Here is a 23,501-nt window from a genome sequence, read left to right as displayed (position 1 = left end):
TCATCTTCAACCAGTCGTTTCATCGAAATGACGTCTCTGTCAGATAATTAAAAGAAGAGTGCTGACTGGATCAACACTCCATGCGACTGCCCGTCGCACGAAAAGACCCTTACATAAGGGTCTAGGTAAACTTAACATCTATTTAATTATTTCTTTTTATTAGTAGTGCACTCTGGACAAATACCGTACCAAATTTTAACCCCATTAACATTTCCTACTGCAGCAATTTCTTTACCACATTCCTGGCATACGATTGTACCTTGTTTTACTAATGTTTGAGTACTCATTTCTTTCATTCCTCCAAAAAAGTGTGATGGCGCTTCCAAAATATTTCGGGATTAACAATAAATAGAGTAGCACATTTGCGGTAAATTTTTATAAAGTATATCTTATTTCTATTTTAGTATAGCACATTATATTTTTGATTCCTATTATTATTTTAAAAAAATTGCCATAGAAAAGTCCCATGGCAATTTTGTAAAATTCATATTTATTGTAACTATTTCAAAAGGAATAACACTGAGAAGAAATGGCAAATCGTCCCTGCTAAAACAAATAAGTGCCATACAGCATGATGATGTTTAAAAAGCTTCCACATATAAAATACTGCACCAATCGTATAACACAATCCACCGCTTACTAACAACCAAAAAGAAGATGGATTAAGGTTTGCTGATAAATCCCTCCAGGCGAACACTATTAACCAGCCCATAAGTACATACAGCCCTGTTGAGGTAAACATATACTTTTTCACGAAAAAGGATTTAAAGATAGTTCCGCCGATTGCCATCCCCCAAACAATTCCAAACAATGTCCAGCCAAGCCATCCTTTTACTGCAATAAACATAAATGGTGTATATGTGCCGGCAATAAAGAAATAGATTGCCGAGTGATCCATGATTTCGAAAAAATCTTTAGCGCGACCAGGTCTCAGCGCATGAACAAGAGTCGATGATGTATAAAGAAGCAACATGGTTGTGCCAAATATCGTAAAACTAACCACATGCCAGGCATTACCATAAAGTGAGGCAAACACAATCAGAATAACGAGTGCTGCCACGCTTAATAGCGCCCCAATTCCATGTGTAATTGAATTTGAAATTTCTTCTTCCTTTGAGAAGATATGAGTTTCAGCCAAAATGATTTCATTCCCTTCGTTCTAAAACTTGCTGATGTTTCTCTTATTATATAGGTTATTCCTTAATAAGCAAGAAAGCCGATATGCGAAAAAAAAGCTAATCATATGCTGATTAGCTCAGATTATAAACAAACTCAATGACAATCGAGCTTGTCTACAGTTTTTTCATTATATGGGGACTGTTGATTTCCGTTCCAGGCGCTTCGCTTTCCGCGGTGCGGGCGGTGAGCCTCCTCGTCGCTAATGCTCCTGCGGGGTCTCACCTGTCCCGCTGCTCCCGCAGGAGTCTTCGCGCCTTCCACTCCAATCAACAGGTGTAAAAACTAATTAACACACCATCCCACTATTGTCTAAAGAAGAAAAGCTATTCATATGCTGATTAGTTTTTCTTCTTTAGTATCCTACTGCTGCTCCATCTCCACGTGGGTCTGCCCCACCATATTTCACTCCACTATCTTGATCAATTTTTATGGCACCTGCATGACCCATAACATCAGTAAACGCGTCAAGTACCTCTACATTATGTCCCCGTAATTTTAATTGTTGGATAGCCACATCATTGATGCGATTCTCTAATTTTACGGAATTTGATTCCTCTCCCCATGTGCGACCGTATAACCATCGAGGTGCTTCAATGGCTGCTTGAACCGGAAATTCATAATCTATCATTCTAGTTACAAGGGCAGCTTGAGTCTGAGGCTGACCTTCCCCGCCCATTGTTCCATATACTAAATGGGGGCGATCATTCTTAAAAAGCATCGCTGGGTTTAAAGTATGAAAAGTCCGTTTTCCTGGCTGTAAACAATTCACATGGTTTTGATTCAATGAAAAATAGCTACCTCTGTTTTGCAGGACAACCCCAGTTCCCTTAGGAATAAACCCGGATCCGAATTCATGATAAATACTTTGAATCAATGATACAGCATTCCCATCCTTATCCACTACACCAAGCCAAATGGTATCCCCATTTGGATCTAATTGATTTCCATAATTATCCATATGCATGGGATTAATTTGCTTAGCTAATTCCTCGCCTCTTTCTTCTTTCAAAAGCTTGTTTACTGGAATGTTGTGAAAATCTGGATCCGTGACATACTCATCACGGTCTTTGAATGCAAGCTTAGTCGCTTCAATTAATAAATGGTAATAATCTGCTGTGCCTTCACGAATAGTGGTCAAGTCAAATTGATTAAGGATATTTAAAATCGATAAGGAGGCAATTCCTTGCGTATTTGGCGGCAGATTATAGGCTCGATAGCCGCGATATGCTACTGACAACGGTTCAACCCAGTCTGATTTGTGTGTGGTAAAATCTTGATAAGTTAATAGACCACCATGGTGTTGGATATCCTCTACCATTTTTTTGGCTACATCGCCATGATAAAACAGATTACTGCCCTCACCTGCAAGTCCTTCTAACGTGGTTGCCAAATCTTTTTGTTTTAATAATTCTCCAGCACGATAAGCTTGTCCGGATAACTTAGTAAAGTTTCGTTTAAACTCGGAAAAACGTTGTAAATTCCGTTGCTGTTTATCATTTTCAGCTAGATTTATATTAGTCCAATACTCCTGACTCGGAGAAACTGGAAAGCCTTCCTTTGCGTAATGAATCGCTGTCTGCATCAAATCGTTCCAACGAAATGTTCCATTCATTTTATTCAAAGAGTACCTGTAGGCCTCGTCCCATCCTGCGACAACTCCAGGTATTGTATTGGCTGCCAACACCCCACGTGAAGGAATCTTCTTAAGTCCGAGCCTTTGATATGTATCGATTGAAACATTCATACCCGCTCGCCCAGAGCCATTTAAACCAATTAATTTACGGTTTTTTTCATCATAAATTAACCAAAAATTATCGCCACCAAGGCCATTCATATGAGGATATACTACACTGATGGTTGAAGCAGCTGCAATTGCTGCCTCTACTGCGTTACCACCATCTTGCAAAACCTTTAATCCTGCTTGTGACGCTAAATAATGTGGTGTTGTAATCATCCCGTTTGGTGCCATCGTTGTTGGTCGATAAGAGAAATGTTTCTGCTTCAAGTTTGTCCCCCCAATGGAAGTATCTAGTAATCTAACTTTACTATACTGGATTCCCCCATATCAAACAAAAGGAATGACCGCAACACGACAGTCATTCCTAAAACTTTATTTCATTTTCTTAAACTAATAACTCTTCAAATGCTGTCTCGACCTTGTTTGTTACAATCGATTCCAAGACATATGCTGACTCGAAGCCTTCTTTAATTGCGTTTGTAATTGAACCTGGATTAATCGCATCCCCAATCACGAACACATTATCAAAGTTTTCTTTAAAGATCACTTCTAACGGATTATAGGATACAGTTCCCATCGAGAACACAAAATGGTCAAGAGCGATTTCAGAATGCTTGCCAACTTCATCCACAACAATCACTGAATCCGGATGAATCTCAAGGACACTATGACCTTCGATAAGCTTCACACCTGCATTTGTCAAACGGTTCAGCAACATTGCTCGAGTATGTGCCGTAACTTTATTACCTGTTTCAGTAGGAACCTCAATTAATGTTACCTCATTACCTTGATTTGCCAACTGACCAGCCACACTATAGCAAACCATTCCACTACCCATTACAACTATTTTTTTATTAACCAGTTCTTTTCTTTCGAGCAGCACATCTTCGTAATCACAAACATTTGGAAGTTTGCTTCCAGGGATAGTTGGTATAATCGGTTTTGCACCCGTTGCTAGGAACACTGCATACGGATTTAGCGCTTTTATTGCTTCAACAGATGCCTCTGTATTAAAACGAACATCGACATTCAATCGCTTCATTTCGTTGCGATGATAATCAATCATCCAATTCATTTTTTCCTTTGCAACCGGATGATGAACAAGATTCAATTGACCGCCCAATTTCGAATCTTTTTCAAAAATCGTCACATCATATCCTTTCAAACGGAGAACACGTGCTGTCTCCATACCCCCTGGTCCTCCACCAACGATAGCAACGTGACGTTTTTCATTGATTTTAGGCATTTCTTTAAACTCTAACTCTCTTCCAGCTCTAATATTCAGTGAGCATTTGATGTGTCCAGGGTTTCTCGTGCAATTTAAACAATTGATACATTTTCTTATTTCTCGATCGCGACCCTCAAGAGCTTTCTTAGCCCATTCCGGATCAGCGATATGCCCACGTCCCATCGCAATAAAATCCGCTTTCCCTTCCACCAAAATATTCTCCATAAATTGCGGCTCACGAATGGTACCTACTGCAACAACTGGGATATTCACTACTTCCTTCACGGCTTGGGCTAGTGGAACACGCCAGCCTTGTTCAAACATCATCGATTCAACCATTTTGTCCATCGTATTATAGTTTCCACAACTTGCATGAATCGCATCGTAACCGACCAGTTCTAAATAACGAGCCACTTCTTGACTCAGTTCAATTGTTAGACCGCCTTCTTCATATTCATCGACACTAATTCGGATGGATACTGGAAAATCGGAACCACATCTAGCTTTAATTCCTTCTACAATCTCTTTGGCAAATCTCATTCGATTTTCAAAGCTGCCACCGTATTCATCAGTACGTAAGTTTGTACCTGGACTCATAAATTGATTGATAAGATAGCCATGTGCCCCATGTAGTTCAACCCCATCGATTCCAGCCATTTTACAACGGAATGCACCCATCACAAACTGATTAACGATTCCTTTTACCTCATCAGTCGTTAGTTCTCGAGGAACTTCACCAATCGCTGCACAAGCTACCGCACTAGGGGCAACAATTTGCTGTCCGTCTAAATTGTATGAAGTTGTTTCACGTCCTGGATGTTGAAGTTGTACAAATATTTTTGCTCCATATTTATGTACCGCATTAGCCAAGCGATAAAAACCAGGCATAAAGCGATCCTCGTCAATACGGAGCTGATTGAAATTCGCACGCCCTAGTTTATAATCTATTGAGGTATACTCGGTAATGATTAACCCAGTACCGCCTTTCGCTCGCTCTTCATAATAGGCAATGACATGGTCTGTCATTTCACCATCTGGACCTGCCAAGCCCGTCCCCATGGCTGGCATAATCAATCTGTTTCTTAAGGTGACCTGACCAATTTTACCTTGAGTAAATAAGTGTTGAAATTTCATCTGTAATCCTCCTCCAAGATTGCAAAAAACTTCACAAACTAATCAAAAAAAATAATTCCCAATATTTATTATAGATAAACGAGGATATCGTTTTTGTGATATAATAATGACAATTTGTAAAATTTGGGTTGTATTTCTCAAACTTTGTTAACATTTTTACAAAAACAATACCATCTCCTAAACTTGGAGATGGCATTGTTTCAACATTATGGTTTTTCATTTTTCTGGTATTTTGACAAAGTAGCAGCCAGTGGACCAACCGGTTTATCTGGCTTTCTCGTTTTTAAATTGGAGGCCCAAGATACCCTCGATTTATATTTCTGTGAATACTCCTTATTCACAAGCGATTGAAGACGATCACGATTTTTCTCCAGCGATTCTTCCAAAGAAAGCAAGCGACGAGTTGGAAATGATAGCCCCGCCAATACAGTGGTGATGGTTGGATCTGTTTCTGATATATAAGTTCCTTCAAATAATTGCAATGGTTCACCAATTTTCTCGAAAATGGAAGGTGCATTAATGAGTTTAGATATATTTTCCGGTCCATCATAAATCAGCCCTGCTCGGATTACACCTTGAGATTCGACCGGACAAAATATTGAATTCATCCACGATTTCTGTACGCTATTGGTCACATCTGCTGTTGTTTTGTCTTCGGTAATCGGTGTTGAAGCAATAATGGTTACCCCTCTTGTATAAAGAATATTCAAAAGGTCTGTTTCATCAAAGTTCCCAAAGTAGGAACTTTTTTGCGTCACCTTAAATATATGATTGATCGCTTCAATCACCTGTTGGTTTGCTGAAAGATAAATTTGCTGCTTACTGGACTGAGGATTCAATTTACGCAATTGATCATTGTCAATCAAAAATACCGATGCAATCGCTTCAATTTTAGAAAGCTCCTCGATACATTCAGCCGTATTTATTCGATTTCCTGCTAACACATTACGCTCTGGTATGACTGCAATCGCTCCGATTTTTATGTCTGGCAATTGCCCTGCTAACAAATCGATTAAAATGGGGCTCATTCCAGAACCTGTACCACCATCTGTCGAGAAAGCTACTAATAATAGTTTAATATTTTTAAATGATCGCTTTACGAATTCAATCATTTCTTGATGGTGATCATGTACTGCTCTTACACCTAATGATCGATCCTGGCCAGCACCATTATAACCAGGTACGAAATACTTTTTATCAACTTTCGTGTTGACTGCACCATCACGTTTATTTGTATTGATAAGGGCGCTTTGAAAACCTAAGGCTGAAGCAATTTCTGCGATATTTCCTCCTGCCTGACCTACGCCCAAGATTCCAATTGATTTCATATGATCCCCTCCTTATCTTATTAAATATTACTCATGTTTTTCAAATTTAGAATCATTAGATATGAATGGTTGACAGTGTGTAAAGTCACAGAAAATTTTCTGTAATTGGTTATGCTAGTTAATAAGAATAGACAAAAGGAGTCAGCATGTATGAAAAAATATGAACAGCAACGAACCTTCTTAAAATCAAATTTCCTCGAATTTAAACATATAAAAACTGACAAACACAAAGGTGTTCCAAAGCCGCCGATTGTTAAAGAATACAGTCCTACTTCCAAAATAATATCCCTGCCACTACCTAGTGATGTGGAACTAAAAAATGAAAATATACTCAATTGTATTAAGGAAAGGAGAAGCACAAGATTTTATTCTGACGAATACCTCAAGCTAGAAGAACTATCATACTTACTTTGGGCGACGCAAGGCATCACAGGGACAAATAAAGCTGGACTTACGCTAAGGACGGTCCCATGTAGCGGGGCAACCCACACGTTTGAAACCTATTTGTTCATCACGCGGGTGGATGGATTGCTACCAGGTGTTTATCGTTATCTTCCTGTTGAGCATAAGCTTTTATTTATGTACGAGCTCGATAATCTAGAAAATAAAATCGATGCCATTACATTAGATCAGCCTTTTGTGCCAAATTTTGCGAAAAAAGCAGCTGTTATTTTCGCGTGGAGTACAACCCCTTACCGTTCAGAATGGAAATACGACATTACAGCCCATAAAAAAATATTAATTGATGTCGGACATGTCTGCCAAAATCTTTATTTATCAAGCGAATCAATTGGAGCAGGTGCATGTGCAATTGGAATTTATGACCAAAAATTAATTGATGAGGTTCTTGAATTAGACGGCGAGGATGAATTTGTACTTTATCTCGGAGCTGTTGGCAAAAAGCGAGACAAAACAACCAAATAAAACAAAAAAAGGCGTCTGGGTCAAGTTTTATAAACCCACGCCTTTTTTTGTTTTATTTCAGAGTGTCTACATAAGAATTGAAAAAACAGAAATGAAAAGGCGGTCATATAGATTTTTTGAATCTATTACTTTCTAGCGACAGGCATAGCATGTTTAAGTAAGATTTTTATTTAACCCAGCAAAACTCAACATACGAATAACCGAACTACTCTTATTTGAAAGGTGGATTCAATGGACGATTCAAATCATTTATTAGGTATTACTCCTTCAGAAGTTTTAGATTTAGGCAATATCGCTATCGGACAAGAATTTTTCATATTATTGAAGAATGCGCTTGACCGTCTCCCCTTTGAGGACATTATCGAACTGAAAAGCTCTCACGCCCAACTTCAGAATGATATTAAAAGCTGGTGTAAATTACGTGGTAATACACTTTTAACGCAATGGATGCAGGAGATCATTATCGATATTTCATTAAAAAAACAAGTAAAATTCAGCTTGATCAACCAGATTGGGGAATCAAAATCCCGACGCGAAAAGGAAAATATCTGGATATTCGTGATTGGTTTGAAGGCAAGGTTGGTACCTTGCTAGATGAGGCCCCTACTTACATCGGCTTTGTACCTCGTGGCGCTGTTAGTGAGCCGGGAAATCCTGATTTTGACTTCACCCTTAATCGGAAGGACGATGTTTGGGCTGATAACCTTTTACAGCTTTACGAGCAAGCCAAAGAAACTCAATGGAATGCCACAACGGATATCGAATGGGACCAAATCCCCGAACTTCCTAATGAATTAGAATGGGCAGTTTGTCAAATCATGACTTTTTTGGCAGAGAACGAATATTCTGCCCTGTACATCCCGGCGAAGTTTATGTCAAAAATCAACCCACACTTCGTTGAAGTTCTCCTTTACCTTTCAACTTTGGTCAATGATGAGGCCAGACATATTGAAGCATTTACAAAACGAGCTTTAGCTAATGGTGGTGGTCTGCAGTACTCTTCAAATTTAACCGAGCGATCCTTACATAGCTTATATGTTCAAGAGGATTACTTTAAATCATCATTTTTATTACATGTACTTGGCGAAGGAACCTTTTTAGACCTGCTAACATTTATCGAGGAACATGCCCCAGATACCGTTACAAGAAAGATTGTTCAATTAGCAAAAATCGATGAAGGACGTCACGTTTCATATGGAATCAGTCATGTTCGCCACATATTACAAAGGAATCCTCAAATGGTGAAATTTTTAGTGGAGGCTGCCGAGGAGCGAAATCAATATCTTGAAGGCTCTGGCACCAAGGAAAATACACACTTCATTGAAGCATTGGCGATAATCGCCGGTGGCGGCCGCAGGCCAGATCAACTTCGAATTGGATTTGAACATGTAAAGAAACTTAAAGAAATCATGTTTGAGCATCGTATCCAACGAATGCTACAAATTGGGCTTGATATTGTAACCGCAGAGAAAATCTCAACTTCCCATACACCAAACTTTATGTAAAAAAGGAGTGTAAAAAACATGACAAAACAAATGAATTCAATACCAGTGGAACTAGCTAAACAAGTAGCTAATGAGGTGATCGCCCCACTTGCTGTGACAATTGACCAAGAAAATCGATTTCCAACGGAAGCATTTCAGGCATTTCGAGATACTGGATTGTTAGGTTTAATGGTACCAAAAGAGTACGGAGGCTTAGGGGGGGAGCTTTCCGACCTAGTCTCAGTCGTTGAAGTCATAGCCGAAAGCTGTGGTTCAACAGCGATGTGTTACTTGATGCATTCTGTTTCAACTTATGTCATTGCGGCAAATCCCACTAATGAAATCCTCCAAAGTTATTTAAGAGCCATTGCCAATGGCAAAAAAATTGGAACACTTGCCTTTAGTGAAACAGGTACTGGTGCCCATTTTTATAACCCTGAGATTAAGTCCGTTCACAAAGGGAATTACCTATTATTAAACGGGAGAAAAAGTTTTGTGACAAACGGGGATGAAACAAATTTTCTAATCGTTCTAACGAACGCCTCAAAACCTGAACTAGGCTTAAATATGGTTGTTGTCGATAGCCAAAATGATGGTGTTAAATTTGTTGGCGCATGGGACGGTATCGGACTACGCGGCAACAATAGTATTGTCTGTGAATTATCCAATGTAAAAGTTCCCTTTACTCACGTAATCGGCAACGAAGGCGCCGGCATGGATTTGATCTTTAATGTCGTCGCTCCTGCCTTTATCCTTGGTTCAGCAGGCGTTAATACCGGGCTAGCACGCGGCGCCTATCAGACAACCTTAGACCATGCAAAAACGAGAAAATACGCAAGTGGACAATGCTTGGCTGAAATCCCTGCGATTCAATACTATTTAGCTGAAATGTCCTGCAAGGTTGACACTGCCTCCACGTTTATACATGATGCCGCCCAAAAAGCAGACGGCGGAGAAGAAACTGCCATGCTGCATGTGATGCAATCTAAATTGTTAGCCTGTGAAAATGTCAACTTGGTAACCAATACCGCCATGCAGGTTTGCGGAGGAAAAGGCTACAGCAAATCGCTACCTGTTGAGCGCTATTTACGAGATTCAAAGGCAAGCTCGATTATGGCACCAACAGTTGAAATTTTAAAAGAATGGATTGGAAAAACTGTCGCTGGCATTCCATTATTTTAATAGGAGATGAATAGTCATGGTTAAACGTTTGCTCATTGGTTCAGTAGCCTACGATCCAAAAGTAATTGCGATTTGGGACCTTATTCGGGACTATTACCAAAAAAATGATTTCCCAATTGACTATGTGTTATTTTCAAACTATGAAGCTCAAACTCAAGCCCTACTCCAAGGATTTATTGATATCGCTTGGAACACAAATGTTGCCTATGTTAAGGTCCAACAAGCATTAAATGGCACGGCCAAAGTATTAGCAATGCGAGATACCGATATTGATTTTACGACGAGATTTATCGCTAGAACTGATCGGGGTATCAAAACTTTAGCAGATTTAAAAGGTAAGAGATTTGCACTGGGTAGTGCCGACTCTGCCCAAGCGGCAATCCTTCCTGTACAGTTCCTTAAAACAAATGGACTTGAGCCACATCGAGATGTTGAATTCATCCGCTTCAACCTTGACATAGGTAAACATGGTGATACGGGAACGAGCGAATATGAGGTTTTGCGGGCATTGCAAACAGGTCAGGCTGATGCAGGTGCGATCGGTGAAAACACTTGGATTAGGATGCTCGAAGAGGGTCAAGTGAACAATCAGCAAATCCAGGGAGTTTGGACCTCACCAGGTTACTCTCACTGTATATTTACAGCCTTGCCTGATTTAGATGAAAAATTAGCAAACCGCTTTTCTTCCTTATTATTTGCAATGGATCCGACCGACACCGATATTAAGAAAATGATGGAAATGGAAGGGTTAAATGAGTGGGTACATCCGCTTGACCGTGGACTAACAGGGTACCGAATTCTCGAAGAAGCGATGAGAGACCAAAACATAATATAAAATGATGGAGGATGTGACGCATTTGAAATGGATGCGTCACTCTTTTTACATACAAGTTCCTAAATTCATGGGTTTGTGAACAAATATTACAAATTTTTAAACAGAATTATTTGTCTGCTTTGTGAAACGTTTACGCTCATTTCCGCAAAGTGTATTGGTTCTGTTAAGATATTATCATATTGCAAAAAAACCATCACATTCATAGATTGGAAGATTTGTATGTTCAAAAAGCATAATGTGTTCTTTGGCTTAAATAAAGACACCTTTCTTCTTTTAACATTAATGTTCCTTGCACTCGTGTTCTCATCCTTTCATGTGAATATGGTGTATGGACTTTCATTTTCGTTTACAAGTATCTTTCTATTTCTAATCATGCGTTTGTTTGGATTACCCTACGCCATCATGGCATCGCTATTAACTTTCTTGTTCATTCCCTTTGAAACAATTTACATAACATATAATGCTATCCTTTTAGGAGAAATAATTTTTGTCGGGACTTATTTTTATTTTAGTAAAAAAGCAAAAATGATCTTTATAGATGCCATTTTTTGGTTAACAATTGGCCTTACAATTTTATTTGCACTAAATAAAACCTCGTTAGCTGGAGATGTACTTTACTTTCAACTTTGCAAGGATGTCCTTAATGGCTTATTTAATGTATTAATGGCTGATATGGCGCTTGCCTATTTTCCTTTTTACAAAATGTGTAATCGTTTTAAAATAAATAAAAACAATGTTTCTGTGCACCAGTTTTTAACTCATATTTCGATTGTTTTTATTCTAGTACCGCTTTTTTTAAGTACATTGACTAAGACTTGGAACCTTCATGATGAAATTATCATTAATACGAATCAAAAAGCAGAAATTGTTACGGAGCAAATTCGCGAAGAATTAAAATTGTTATTGCAGCGGGAACCAAATTTAAACCATGAAAGCGAACAACAAACGCTAAATCTTACCAAAATAATTGAACATTATCATTCGGAAAATTATACAGTCATTCTCACGAATAATCATAATAAAATTATTACAAATAGTTCAAAAAGAGCACATGATTCCGAAGTATATTACAATTGGAATAATATGTCGGTGGTTAAAAAAGTATCAAATACTTTCTATGAAGTTCTACCAGATGAACAGAATAATGTTTTCCCGTTACTCAAGTGGCGCAGTGGAAACTTGGTGTATATTGATCAACTTAAATCATTACCAATAAATATTTATATTCAATTTCCCATTTTACAATACCAAGACCAAATTTTCGATAATTTCTTTATTGACCTTAAAATATCCATCATCTTTTCGCTTTTTACCATTTTTTTTGTACAAGTAATAAGTCGTATATTTGTAAGAAACATCGAGCAATTAACGACCGTTACAACTGGCCTTCCTCAAAAATTATTTAAGTTAGAGAAAATTGAATGGCCACAAAGTAATATATCGGAAATGAGGCTATTGACGCAAAACCTTAAAGAAATGGCGAGAAAGCTTAAAGAACTCTTTAATGAGAGCATCGAAATGAATCGTATCTTAACGATTCAAACGAAAAAATTAAGAACATCTGAAGAAAAACTGCATCAATTAGCGTATTATGACGTCTTAACAAATCTACCAAATCGACTCCATTTTCAAAATTTTGTTAAAGACCTGATATCAACTAACCAAAATGGCTCGGATTATTTAGCGATTGTGTTTATTGATTTGAATCAATTCAAACAAGTAAATGATACATTAGGACATGATGCGGGTGATGCCTTGCTTAAGCAAACGGCTGACCGGCTATGTAACCTAGTCAACGATAACAGAATGATATTTCGGCTCAGTGGGGACGAATTCGTAGTCGTTGATTTAGTGGCTGACCGAAACAATATAGATTTAACCCTTGCAAAAATTCAAGAGCAATTTTCGTCACCATTTCAAATTGGCGGACACGTCCTATATATTTCTGCAAGCGTTGGTGTGAGCATTTTCCCTGAGAACGGTAACGACTTAGATTCATTAGTAAAATGTGCCGACATTGCAATGTACGTATGTAAGGAAAACGGTGGGAATACACCGAGGTACTTCCATGAATCGATGCGTGACAAATTTCAGGAACGATTATTGTTAGAGAATTCGCTTCGATCTGTGCTAGTTTCTCAAGAATTGACATTACATTTTCAGCCAAAATTTCAAGATAATAAAGTTTCTAGCTTAGAAGCATTGCTGCGTTGGAAGGATAGTTATCTAGGTAATGTCCCCCCCTCTACCTTTATTCCGTTGGCAGAGGAAATTGGCCTCATTTCCAAAATAGATGAGTGGTCCTTAATACAGGCTTGTAAGCAATTAAAGCATTGGCAAAATCAATATCAGTTGTATATTCCTGTATCGGTGAATATATCTGCAAAAAATTTCCAAAACGATCAAATTATTTCAATCATCAAGAAAGCGTTGTTTTTAACAGGACTTGAAGCAAAATATTTAAAGCTAGAGATTACAGAAAGTGTCTTTATTGAGAACACCAATCATGTTGCAGAAATTATTAAACAAATAAAGAGCCTTGGAGTCATGATCTCGATTGACGATTTCGGCAAAGGGTACTCAGCATTTATCCATTTACTAAAATTGCCAATTGATGAAATAAAAATTGATAGACAGTTTATTAAAGATATAGACAAGGACTTAAAAAAGACGCTTCTTGTCCAGTCATTAACAGATCTTGCTCACGGTTTACAGCTTAATGTTGTTGCCGAAGGAATAGAGTCAATTAATGAAAAGAACATGCTGATGGAACTTGGCTGTGACGAGTTACAAGGCTATTTGTTCAGCGTTCCCCTTAACGCGACGAATATGGAAGCATTCTTAACTCAACAAAATCGAATACTTGAGGCGAATTCTTATGCGTATTAGAAAAGGAACTCCTTATGTTCCTTTTCTTTTTTATACTACACCTTTTATCGCGTTATAAATTGAACTCCATGAACGTTTTGCATAGTATACTGGGATAGCCTGACTTTTTGCTCGCTTCTTAATGACTGAAGTTAAATTATGATTAACAAAATCTGTTAATACTAATATGCAATTTATTTTTTCTGGCAGCTCCTTTTTTACCATCTGTACCTTTCTTCCATCAATATGTAGCACTTCATGAAAACCAACAGTTGTTAATTTTTCGGGTATTCCTCCTAAATTATCTGCACCAACGATTAATAATGATCTCATTCTACATTCCTCCATTAATGGTAAAAGTTTAACAAAATTCACCTTATTTATTGTAATGAACAATCTTTTTATTTTATATAATTGATAACGATTATCATTTGTTGCTATTATTTTAATTGAAAATGATTATCAATGTCAATATTACTCTACTAAAAATATTTATAGAATATAAATACAAAAAATAGAGAGCCAATCATCAACGATTGCCCTCTTCTCTAATTTTATTTATTTTGGCACATGTTGATTGGCAATTAATTCACCAAACGGACTAACAAACGCACGTTCTGTTGGTTTTGTTTCTTGCTTGATTGGCAACTTAGGGAATAATAATTCTGCAGTTCGGTAGGCCTCCTCTAAATGTGGATAGCCCGATAGGACGAACGTTTCAATTCCTAAATCAGCATACTCATTCATTCTTGCGGCGACTTGATCAGGATTTCCAACTAATGCAGTTCCAGCTCCACCACGCACAAGGCCAACTCCTGCCCATAAATTTGGACTAACCTCAAGATTAGAGCGATCGCCTTTGTTCAACTGGGACATTAATTTTTGACTCTCTGAATCCATACGAGCAAAGATTTTTTGTGCAGCTGCAAACGATTCATCATCTACATATTGAATCAATTCGTCTGCAGCCTTCCAAGCTTCCTCTTCTGTTTCCCGCACAATCACATGAACGCGAAGCCCAAACCGAACAGTTCGACCTTTTTCAGCTGCAAGCTTTCTGATGTTATTAATTTTCTCAGCAACTTGTGCAGGTGGCTCACCCCAAGTTAAATATACATCAATATGGTCAGCAACAACATTTAGTGCAGCTTTCGAAGAACCGCCAAAGTAAAGTGGTGGATACGGCTCTTGAACAGAAGGATACAATAATTGGCCGCCTTCAATACTTAAATGGTCCCCGTTGAAATTAACCTCACTACCCTCAAAAAGCTGTTTCCAAATAGTTAAAAACTCGTCTGTTTGGTCATAGCGGGCGTCGTGTTCAAGGAATTGACCATCACCTGCTAATTCCACTGGATCTCCGCCTGCAACAACATTGATAAGCAGACGACCATTTGAAAAACGATCTAAAGTTGCAGCCATTCTAGCCGCAAAACTTGGTGCCATTAAGCCCGGGCGCACAGCAACCAAAAACTTTAATTTTTCTGTCGCAGATAATAACGAAGACGCCACTATCCATGAATCCTCGCAAGATTTTCCAGTCGGAATGAGAACCCCACTATAACCTAATTCATCCACCGCTTGAGCAATTTGCTTGCAATAATTATAATTGACTGGTCTTGCACCTTTCGCTGTCCCTAAATATCTTCCATCACCATGTGTCGGTATAAACCAAAAAATTTCCATTGCTATCTTTCCCCTCTATATAAATTGATCTCATATTAAAAGATTGTTCCCCCAAAGCAATGTTATGTTTATTGAACATTTGCTTCTAATTCATGTGTTTGCGCCCAACGCTTTCCCATGATTTTATTCAAAATTTGACTTACAAGCTTTGAAAATTGTGGATTGTCCCGCCGACGTGGATAAGGTAAATGAATGGGTAAGTCTAGAATAATTTTGCCTTCCTCAATCAAAATCACCCGATTACTAAGCGCAACCGCCTCCTCAACATCGTGCGTTACCAATACGGCAGTTAATTGCTGCTCTCTCCATAAATTCTCAATTAGTTCATGCATTTCTAATCTTGTTAAAGCATCAAGCGCCCCGAGCGGTTCATCTAATAGCAAAAGATTTGGCTGATGAATCAAGGCTCTTGCAAGTGCCACTCTTTGCTTTTGACCACCTGAAAGTTCTGCCGGCCAAGCCTTAGCTCGATCGGCCAATCCGACCTGCTCTAAAACTTTCGATATTTGCACTTTTTGTTCAGCACTTTTTAACCCGAGTGCCACATTATCGTATACCCTTTTCCAAGGAAGCAGACGGCCATCCTGGAACATAATTTTTGCTAATGTGTTTCTCCCCTTAAGTTCCTCGCCATTCACAAAAAGACTACCTGTATTTGCAGTATCTAAACCAGCCATCAGCCTTAGTAATGTACTTTTACCGCAACCACTTTTTCCGACAACTGCAATAAAATCACCCTGTTTCACCGATAAATCAATACCTTTTAATACTTCTTTTCCGTCAAAATGTTTCCGAATGCTTACAAGCTCAAGGATTGATTCTTGTTTAGCCATCACACTCTCCTCCGATCACTTTTGATGGCTTGGATGCCATTTTAATAATCTTTTTTCAGCCATTTTAGCGGTAACATCAGATAATTTCCCTAGCAAAGCATACAAAATGATGCTTAAAACAACTACATCAAGCTGCATAAACTCCCTTGCATTCATGGCCATGTATCCAATCCCTGAATCGGCTGCAATAGTTTCCGCAACAATGAGCGTAACCCAAGTAATTCCAAGTGCAAATCGTACCCCTACTAAGACAGACGGTAAGGCCGCTGGGAAAATAATATGCCAAAACAAGGAAAATCCTTTTAGTTCATACACATAGGCCATTTCAATCAGGGAGCGGTCAACCGAACGAATTCCATGGTATGTGTTTAGATATATCGGAAAGAATGTACCGAGTGCGACAAGAAACAGCTTCGCTTCCTCACCAATTCCGAACCAAAGAATGACAATCGGGATTAAAGCTAGGTGCGGTATATTTCGAATCATTTGAATGGAGGAGTCGAGTAAACCCTCTGATATTTTTGAAAGTCCATTGGCCAAGCCCAGAATGAAACCAATTCCGCCTCCTACAATAAATCCAAGAAATGCCCGTTTTGTACTAGTCCAAACATCTGTAGATAACTGTCCGCTTTTTGTCAGGTCAATTGCGGCTGTCACAATATCAACAGGATTTGGCAGTATCCTCGCCGATAGAATCCCTAATGTTGAACTAAGTTGCCAAGCACTGATGATCACGATTGGGAGGATCCATGGTAAAAACTGTTTCCATTTCATCTCGCATTCCTCCTATTACTCTTTTGTTGTTATTACCGCATCAGAGGTATTAATTTTCTTTGGAATTAGTTGTAAATCAAAGAACTTATTAGCAATTTGCTGTTGATCCTTAATTTCCTTTTCAGTTATCTTTTGAATTCCATATGGTCTGCGGTTCAATACAGTATCTAGGGTTTCTTTCTCCATCCCAATTTGTGGAGCTAAAAATTCTGCTGCCTCTCCTTTGTTGCTGTCTACCCATTGCTCTGCTTTTGCGATTTCCTTATATACGATATTGAGAACATCTTGATTTTCATTAGCAAAGGACTCTGTCGCCAAGAAGAATTCACGGTTCTTAACTAAATTCGTGCCATCAACCAGAATTCGTGCTCCGGTTTTACGTTGTGCTTCAGCTAAAAATGGATCCCAGATTACCCATGCATCCACAGCACCTTTTTCAAATGCTGCTCTCGCATCAGATGGAGGTAAGAATGCCGTTTCAACATCTTCATATTTCAAACCATTTTCCTCTAACGCTTTTACAAGTAAGTAATGAACATTAGACCCTTTATTTAAAGCGATTTTTTTCCCTTTTAAATCTTTAACACTTTTAATAGTTGAATCCTTTGGTACAATGATGGCTTCACCTTTAGGATTTTCTGGTTCATTAGCAAAATAAACAAGTGGGGCACCGGCTGCTTGTGCGAAAATTGGTGGCGCCTCGCCAGTATGACCAAAATCAAGACTACCAACATTTAAGGCTTCTAATAGCTGTGGTCCTCCAGGGAATTCCGTCCACTCCACTGAAAATCCAAGTGGCTTTAATTCTTTTTCTAATGTACCTTGTGCTTTTAAAAAGTTAATTGTCCCGAATTTTTGAAAACCGATTCTAATGGTTTTAACTCCATTTTCGGTGGTTGCTGCCTTCTCAAACTTGGTTTTATCACTGTTGTTGCATGCGCTTAATAACACTAAAAATAATAGCGAAATCGTTATCAATACATATTTTCTAATCTTTATTGCCATAAACCGTTCCTCCTGAAACAATGAATTGTAGTTTACTAGTTATTATGCAAAACGCCAGTCGACTGGTAGTTTTAATCATTTACCATTTTTATTAAGTACATAGGATAACTAGGAATTAAGAAAATAAAAAAGGCCCCTAACCCTATTTGTAGCATAGAGTTAAGGACCTTCGGTTGTCCGATCGGTCAAAAATTAATTTCTTGTTTATTATCATAAGGAAATTGGCTAAATGTGTCAATAACTTTTTTTGAAATTTTCAGATGTTTCGAGTTCATCACTCTGGTGTCGGAATATTGTCATAGGAAACCAACTCAAATGTAAGTTTTTTTTCATCATACTAGTTCCTTTGTAATCTCAGTTAATTGTTCTGCAGATTTTGCAACTTGATCAAAAGCCTCGCCAATTTCTTTGACAACATCTCCTAAGCTACCAAGTTCGCCCTTAATATTTTTGTGCTGAGTCATGGTTTCGGTCATCGTTTCAAGAATCTGTTCAAAATGCTGCTCAGTTTCATGCATATTGTCAGTACCTCTTTGAACTTCTCCCCTAATTTGTTCTAATGAACTCGTCAAATCCTGTACTTGCATATTTGTATTTTTGATGAGATTCGATACATCCTTTACTGAGTTTTTTGTTTTCTCAGATAATTTTCTGACTTCACTAGCTACCACGGCAAATCCTAAGCCAGCGTCGCCAGCTCTAGCAGCTTCGATGGCAGCATTTAAAGAGAGCAAATTGGTTTGATCGGCAATTCCCTTTACAATACTTACTATTTCTTCCATTTGCTTAGAAATATCCAATAACACATCGACATCTCGCGAGATATCATCAACAGATTGGTGAATATTGGTCATATTATTTGTTTGATTTATTAGTTGTTCCTTTCCCTTCTCTGCTCGCTTTTGGGCAAGCAGTGCAAGGTCAGTGCCAGTATTAGCCAAATCAATAATCTCATTTGATTGCATTATTAATTGATGAAAATTTATATTTGTTTGTTCTGAAATGGAGGCTAAGTTTTGTGAGGCATTCGCAACTTGATCCTGTACTGACAATTTTTGCTTTTCAATCTCTAATCTAATCCGATCAGTTTCAGCATCGTATGCCTCCAAAACTAATTGCTGTTCAAAATTGATTAATTTTGATAATGCTCTAACTGCTATCATCAAATCCTGTTTGTGTTGAAACTGATTATCAATAACCTTACTTAATGAGGCCAGTAAATTCTGAAATGAACATACATACCATTTCGTTGATAAACCAATCATTACGTGCATCTTGGCAATCTTGACTCTTTTTGCTATGAATAAATCATCTATTTCACCATTAAACATTTCAATTAAATGTTGCTTCAACGTTTTTTTCAATCTCATAATCGAACTATGTAGGTTTATGATCTCTAACAAGCTAGGCTCAATTTCCAGATTTTTATAAAAATCATCAACTATATTATCAACCATTTCCAAAACAAATGGTTGGAGTCTATGGATTAACTGTAAATCTTGTGGGGTTAAATCTATCATCTTTATTTGCTTATCGATTTCAACACGATTAATTAATGGCATTTCCTCATGATTAAATCCCCTTGAAAAACCTTGTTTAACATGTAAATTCATCACACATCCCCCTCTATTGAATAGAAAAACCTTCCATTCACTACTATTATACACATTATTTTATATATTAAAATAATTTAGAGCAGGAATTCATAACTTCAAAACTTGATAATTAGTACTTTAAACTGTTTTGTTTACATATTAAAGAATGGTAAAGTTAAAGAGGGTGGTAATTTATGGAATGGTTTGGAAGAAGCTATAAAAATTTTGACTTTGAAATTTTCTCGTTAAGTCATTTTATCATTATCGGCTTGTTAATCATTGGAGGTATTCTTCTTTATTACTATCGAGAACACCTACGAAAAAATCAATTTCGAATTGGTGAAATCATCATTGCTTCCTCATTGATCGTATTTGAAGGCACTTATCATTTCTGGATGATCAGGAATCATAGTTGGAATATTAGTCATGCATTACCATTAGAGTTGTGCAGCATCAGTCTAATCTTGACAGTAGTCCTTCTTTTCACTAAGAAAAAAATAGTCTACGAAATCCTTATCTTTACGGCACTTCTCGGCGCATCACAGGCAATTTTCACTCCAATTGTGAATTATGATTTTCCGCATTTTCGTTTTTTTCACTTTTTCTATACCCATCTCATGACAATCTGGGTCGCGCTTTATTTCACATGGGTAAAAGAATACAGACCAACCATTTGGTCAGTGTTTAAACTATTCATTTTTCTAAATCTGCTGTTGCCAATTATCCTCTTAATTAATAATCGAGTCGGTGGCAATTATTTGTTTTTAAACAAAAAGCCACCCAGCCCAAGCTTAATGGATTTTCTCGGTCCCTACCCTTGGTACATTCTATCCCTTGAGGGTTTGCTTATCGGCTTAAGTATAATCGTTTGGCTCATTTTCCGTGAGAAAACAAGTAGAAAAGCCTCGTTAAAAGAGGAAAATCCACTAAATAGCAGAACCTGACCAAAACAAAAAGCAACGAAATGAAATCGTTGCTTTTTGTTATTTCATACCCAATGAATGTTTTTTCTAATAGTGGTCTCCGTTAAGATATCTTTGATGAATTGGTATTATGCTGAACTGTTTGTTTTTTTAGAATCGGATAAGCAATCAATGAAATAATTAATGCACTCACCGTATCCAGAATAAGATCCATCATCGTATCATATAATGCTTCCCTTCCGATTAATTGTGTTCCATCAACTAAGATAAATTTTTGCATATTCAACGAAAGCATTCCATCTGCCAAAAATTCATAGATTTCCCATATTGTACCGGCAGCCACCGCAAAACAAAACGCAAAAAACGATATAAAAAACGGATTTAATTGAATATCAACTAATTCTCCTTCATTCAAAAACCGTACTAAGATAATGCCCAATACCCCAAGAACGGCCCCACTAAAGGCGTGTAAAATACTATCCCAATATGGTATTAAATAATAAAAGTTATGTACTTCTCCCAAATAAATAGCACAATATAAAAATATAAAATAGATGATTTCAATTGGATCTGGTATATCAATCGCCTTCTTCTTCTCAACAAATGAAGGAATCATCATAACAAAAATACCAAGCACACACTGTAAAAGCATGAGTACATAATCGCTCTTTACCTTTGTCACATCATTTGCTGCTTCAGTTGGCGCGATAATCATTTTGATGATAATATAAACAATTGACAAAATTAATGTCACGAACAAAAATGCGCCTATGACTCTCTTTATATCAATTTTTCTTTTTCTTCTTAATTCCAATAGAATAACCCCCTAATACACGATACAGATTCATGTATTTCAAAAATTACTATATAAAGCCTTTCAATATTGGCCTTAAGAATCCTGCTGTGAATTATTGAAAAGACTGAACTTATCATGACAATTTCGAATGGTCTAAAAATTATAATAGTTAGAACTCAACAACTGTGTTTAAAACACTATTGGAGCTATATTTTCTTTGCATAAGCCTCAAAAGTAACATCAATAGACCTTATTGGAGCTATATTTTCTTTGCGTACGACTTAAAAGTAGCATCAATGAGCCTTATTGGAGCTATATTTTCCTTGCATACGCCTCAAAAATAGCATCAATAGACCTTATTGGAACTATATTTTCTTTGCGTACGACTTAAAAGTAGCATCAATGAGCCTTATTGGAGCTATATTTTCATACTAAACTTCTCAAATTGTGCTTCAAAAAGCCAAAGGGGCTCGCTATTTAAGATACTTGAAAAGATGAAAATCAAGAAACAGGATATCTATAAAGCCATACATCGATAAAAATAAAAATTGCCGAGAAAAATCACTTTTCTCGACAATCTGAACAGTCAAATCGACTGTATTTATTTGCCCGGCAACGTCCTACTCTCACAGGGGGAGAGCCCCCAACTACCATCGGCGCTGAGAAGCTTAACTTCCGTGTTCGGTATGGGAACGGGTGTGACCTTCTCGCTATTGCCACCAGACAAATATTCTATTGTTACACAATAAATATGGTGGGCCTAAATGGACTCGAACCATCGACCTCACGCTTATCAGGCGTGCGCTCTAACCAGCTGAGCTATAGGCCCATAAATGGAGCGGGTGATGGGAATCGAACCCACAACAACAGCTTGGAAGGCTGTGGTTTTACCACTAAACTACACCCGCATAATGTAAATAACAAATGGTGGAGGGGGACGGATTCGAACCGCCGAACCCCGAGGGAGCGGATTTACAGTCCGCCGCGTTTAGCCACTTCGCTACCCCTCCATATGAATTTAATGTAAATGGCGGTCCGGACGGGACTCGAACCCGCGACCTCCTGCGTGACAGGCAGGCATTCTAACCAACTGAACTACCGGACCATTATGATTGCGGGGGCAGGATTTGAACCTGCGACCTTCGGGTTATGAGCCCGACGAGCTACCGGGCTGCTCCACCCCGCGACGGTAAAAAAGATGTAAATTTGAGAAAAAATATGGCGGAGGAAGAGGGATTCGAACCCCCGCGCGGTTTAACCCGCCTGTCGGTTTTCAAGACCGATCCCTTCAGCCGGACTTGGGTATTCCTCCATATAAAAATAATTCTACGATCATTCTCTATCTTAGTAGCGGCGGAGGGGATCGAACCCCCGACCTTACGGGTATGAACCGTACGCTCTAGCCAGCTGAGCTACACCGCCATAATGCTAATAAACTCTATAAATGGTGGAGCCTAGCGGGATCGAACCGCTGACCTCCTGCGTGCAAAGCAGGCGCTCTCCCAGCTGAGCTAAGGCCCCATAAAGATGTGTAAATGGTCGGGAAGACAGGATTCGAACCTGCGACCCCTTGGTCCCAAACCAAGTGCTCTACCAAGCTGAGCTACTTCCCGTTATTGAAATTAAAATGGCGCGCCCGAAAGGAGTCGAACCCATAACCTTCTGATCCGTAGTCAGACGCTCTATCCAATTGAGCTACGGGCGCATATTAATAGTGGTGCCGAGGACCGGAATCGAACCGGTACGGTAGTCACCTACCGCAGGATTTTAAGTCCTGTGCGTCTGCCAGTTCCGCCACCCCGGCATATGGTGGAGGATGACGGGCTCGAACCGCCGACCCTCTGCTTGTAAGGCAGATGCTCTCCCAGCTGAGCTAATCCTCCATTTTAAAACAGCCCGGCAGCGTCCTACTCTCACAGGGGGAGAGCCCCCAACTACCATCGGCGCTGAGAAGCTTAACTTCCGTGTTCGGTATGGGAACGGGTGTGA

At 38.5% G+C, this 23,501-nt stretch carries 18 protein-coding genes, 12 tRNA genes, 2 rRNA genes and 2 pseudogenes; 7 read left to right on the top strand and 27 right to left on the bottom strand.

Annotated features, from left to right (window positions below):
• Positions 1–146: 146 nt before the first annotated feature.
• The 5 genes from HHO41_RS20410 to HHO41_RS20390 form a co-directional block, all read right to left on the bottom strand.
• Complete coding sequence (locus HHO41_RS20410) at positions 147–287, bottom strand: GapA-binding peptide SR1P (RefSeq protein ID WP_169102139.1); 141 nt, start codon at positions 285–287, stop codon at positions 147–149.
• A 212-nt stretch (positions 288–499) separates the two neighbouring features.
• Positions 500–1,138 (bottom strand): PAQR family membrane homeostasis protein TrhA, encoded by a 639-nt coding sequence (gene trhA / locus HHO41_RS20405; RefSeq protein WP_169102137.1) that lies wholly within the window; start codon positions 1,136–1,138, stop codon positions 500–502.
• A gap of 393 nt (positions 1,139–1,531) precedes the next feature.
• Complete coding sequence (gene ggt, locus HHO41_RS20400; protein ID WP_248278557.1) at positions 1,532–3,184, bottom strand: gamma-glutamyltransferase; 1,653 nt, start codon at positions 3,182–3,184, stop codon at positions 1,532–1,534.
• 118 nt (positions 3,185–3,302) lie between these two features.
• Positions 3,303–5,279: an NAD(P)/FAD-dependent oxidoreductase gene (locus HHO41_RS20395; protein WP_169102135.1), complete on the bottom strand. Its 1,977-nt coding sequence runs from the start codon at positions 5,277–5,279 to the stop codon at positions 3,303–3,305.
• A gap of 206 nt (positions 5,280–5,485) precedes the next feature.
• Positions 5,486–6,607: an FtsZ/tubulin family protein gene (locus tag HHO41_RS20390; protein WP_169102133.1), complete on the bottom strand. Its 1,122-nt coding sequence runs from the start codon at positions 6,605–6,607 to the stop codon at positions 5,486–5,488.
• A 150-nt stretch (positions 6,608–6,757) separates the two neighbouring features.
• Here HHO41_RS20390 and HHO41_RS20385 point away from each other — a divergent pair, with 150 nt between their 5' ends.
• The 6 genes from HHO41_RS20385 (at position 6,758) to HHO41_RS20360 (ending at position 13,921) form a co-directional block, all read left to right on the top strand.
• Positions 6,758–7,531, top strand: a complete 774-nt coding sequence (locus HHO41_RS20385) for a SagB/ThcOx family dehydrogenase (protein ID WP_169102132.1) — start codon at positions 6,758–6,760, stop codon at positions 7,529–7,531.
• A 231-nt stretch (positions 7,532–7,762) separates the two neighbouring features.
• Entirely contained in the window at positions 7,763–8,125 is a 363-nt protein-coding gene (locus HHO41_RS20380; RefSeq protein ID WP_169102131.1) for a sulfurtransferase TusA family protein, read from the top strand.
• Complete coding sequence (locus tag HHO41_RS20375) at positions 8,119–9,036, top strand: ferritin family protein (RefSeq protein WP_169102130.1); 918 nt, start codon at positions 8,119–8,121, stop codon at positions 9,034–9,036. The genes HHO41_RS20380 and HHO41_RS20375 overlap by 7 nt, the downstream gene beginning before the upstream one ends.
• An 18-nt stretch (positions 9,037–9,054) precedes the next feature.
• Entirely contained in the window at positions 9,055–10,197 is a 1,143-nt protein-coding gene (locus tag HHO41_RS20370) for an acyl-CoA dehydrogenase family protein (RefSeq protein ID WP_169102129.1), read from the top strand.
• A 16-nt stretch (positions 10,198–10,213) separates the two neighbouring features.
• Positions 10,214–11,032 carry a phosphate/phosphite/phosphonate ABC transporter substrate-binding protein gene (locus tag HHO41_RS20365; RefSeq protein ID WP_169102128.1) on the top strand — a complete coding sequence of 273 codons (819 nt, stop codon included), beginning with the start codon at positions 10,214–10,216 and terminating at the stop codon, positions 11,030–11,032.
• Positions 11,033–11,251: 219 nt separating this feature from the next.
• A complete protein-coding gene (locus tag HHO41_RS20360; protein WP_169102127.1) occupies positions 11,252–13,921 on the top strand; it encodes a putative bifunctional diguanylate cyclase/phosphodiesterase in 2,670 nt (889 codons plus the stop codon).
• Between the two features lie 30 nt (positions 13,922–13,951).
• Here the strand turns inward: HHO41_RS20360 and HHO41_RS20355 are convergent, their stop codons facing one another.
• From HHO41_RS20355 to HHO41_RS22825, 7 genes and pseudogenes are all read right to left on the bottom strand, one after another.
• Positions 13,952–14,233 (bottom strand): DUF2325 domain-containing protein, encoded by a 282-nt coding sequence (locus tag HHO41_RS20355; protein WP_169102126.1) that lies wholly within the window; start codon positions 14,231–14,233, stop codon positions 13,952–13,954.
• A 225-nt stretch (positions 14,234–14,458) separates the two neighbouring features.
• Positions 14,459–15,586, bottom strand: coding sequence for an FMNH2-dependent alkanesulfonate monooxygenase (gene ssuD, locus HHO41_RS20350; RefSeq protein ID WP_169102125.1), 1,128 nt, complete (start codon positions 15,584–15,586; stop codon positions 14,459–14,461).
• Positions 15,587–15,654: 68 nt separating this feature from the next.
• Positions 15,655–16,419 (bottom strand): ABC transporter ATP-binding protein, encoded by a 765-nt coding sequence (locus tag HHO41_RS20345; RefSeq protein ID WP_169102124.1) that lies wholly within the window; start codon positions 16,417–16,419, stop codon positions 15,655–15,657.
• Between the two features lie 15 nt (positions 16,420–16,434).
• Entirely contained in the window at positions 16,435–17,193 is a 759-nt protein-coding gene (gene ssuC, locus HHO41_RS20340; protein WP_169102117.1) for an aliphatic sulfonate ABC transporter permease SsuC, read from the bottom strand.
• A 15-nt stretch (positions 17,194–17,208) separates the two neighbouring features.
• Positions 17,209–18,198 carry a sulfonate ABC transporter substrate-binding protein gene (locus HHO41_RS20335; protein ID WP_169102116.1) on the bottom strand — a complete coding sequence of 330 codons (990 nt, stop codon included), beginning with the start codon at positions 18,196–18,198 and terminating at the stop codon, positions 17,209–17,211.
• A 332-nt stretch (positions 18,199–18,530) separates the two neighbouring features.
• Positions 18,531–19,064: pseudogene (locus tag HHO41_RS22830) on the bottom strand (methyl-accepting chemotaxis protein); the annotation flags it as partial.
• A gap of 231 nt (positions 19,065–19,295) precedes the next feature.
• A pseudogene (locus tag HHO41_RS22825) lies at positions 19,296–19,760 on the bottom strand (protoglobin domain-containing protein); the annotation flags it as partial.
• Between the two features lie 227 nt (positions 19,761–19,987).
• Here HHO41_RS22825 and HHO41_RS20325 point away from each other — a divergent pair.
• On the top strand, positions 19,988–20,737 hold the full coding sequence (locus HHO41_RS20325; protein WP_169102114.1) for a YwaF family protein: 750 nt from the start codon (positions 19,988–19,990) through the stop codon (positions 20,735–20,737).
• 82 nt (positions 20,738–20,819) lie between these two features.
• Here HHO41_RS20325 and HHO41_RS20320 read toward each other — a convergent pair whose 3' ends face one another.
• The 15 genes from HHO41_RS20320 to rrf (HHO41_RS20250) form a co-directional block, all read right to left on the bottom strand.
• Positions 20,820–21,530 carry a DUF2238 domain-containing protein gene (locus tag HHO41_RS20320; RefSeq protein ID WP_169102113.1) on the bottom strand — a complete coding sequence of 237 codons (711 nt, stop codon included), beginning with the start codon at positions 21,528–21,530 and terminating at the stop codon, positions 20,820–20,822.
• Positions 21,531–22,119: 589 nt separating this feature from the next.
• Positions 22,120–22,236, bottom strand: a 5S ribosomal RNA gene (gene rrf / locus HHO41_RS20315).
• A 28-nt stretch (positions 22,237–22,264) separates the two neighbouring features.
• A tRNA-Ile gene (locus tag HHO41_RS20310) sits at positions 22,265–22,341 on the bottom strand.
• Between the two features lie 5 nt (positions 22,342–22,346).
• Positions 22,347–22,420 (bottom strand) — tRNA-Gly (locus HHO41_RS20305).
• Between the two features lie 17 nt (positions 22,421–22,437).
• Positions 22,438–22,522, bottom strand: a tRNA-Tyr gene (locus HHO41_RS20300).
• Between the two features lie 18 nt (positions 22,523–22,540).
• A tRNA-Asp gene (locus HHO41_RS20295) sits at positions 22,541–22,617 on the bottom strand.
• 7 nt (positions 22,618–22,624) lie between these two features.
• A tRNA-Met gene (locus HHO41_RS20290) sits at positions 22,625–22,698 on the bottom strand.
• 33 nt (positions 22,699–22,731) lie between these two features.
• Positions 22,732–22,824: transfer RNA gene (locus tag HHO41_RS20285), tRNA-Ser, on the bottom strand.
• Between the two features lie 36 nt (positions 22,825–22,860).
• Positions 22,861–22,934, bottom strand: a tRNA-Met gene (locus HHO41_RS20280).
• A gap of 23 nt (positions 22,935–22,957) precedes the next feature.
• A tRNA-Ala gene (locus HHO41_RS20275) sits at positions 22,958–23,033 on the bottom strand.
• A 15-nt stretch (positions 23,034–23,048) separates the two neighbouring features.
• Positions 23,049–23,125: transfer RNA gene (locus HHO41_RS20270), tRNA-Pro, on the bottom strand.
• Positions 23,126–23,140: 15 nt separating this feature from the next.
• A tRNA-Arg gene (locus HHO41_RS20265) sits at positions 23,141–23,217 on the bottom strand.
• A 10-nt stretch (positions 23,218–23,227) separates the two neighbouring features.
• Positions 23,228–23,316, bottom strand: a tRNA-Leu gene (locus tag HHO41_RS20260).
• Between the two features lie 3 nt (positions 23,317–23,319).
• A tRNA-Val gene (locus HHO41_RS20255) sits at positions 23,320–23,395 on the bottom strand.
• 11 nt (positions 23,396–23,406) lie between these two features.
• A 5S ribosomal RNA gene (gene rrf / locus HHO41_RS20250) occupies positions 23,407–23,501 on the bottom strand; the annotation flags it as partial.

It is taken from the genome of Bacillus sp. DNRA2 (assembly GCF_012843265.1).
Lineage (GTDB): Bacteria > Bacillota > Bacilli > Bacillales > Cytobacillaceae > Bacillus_BU.
Note: the sequence above shows the minus strand (reverse complement) of the source record. Positions and strands in the feature narration are given on the sequence as shown.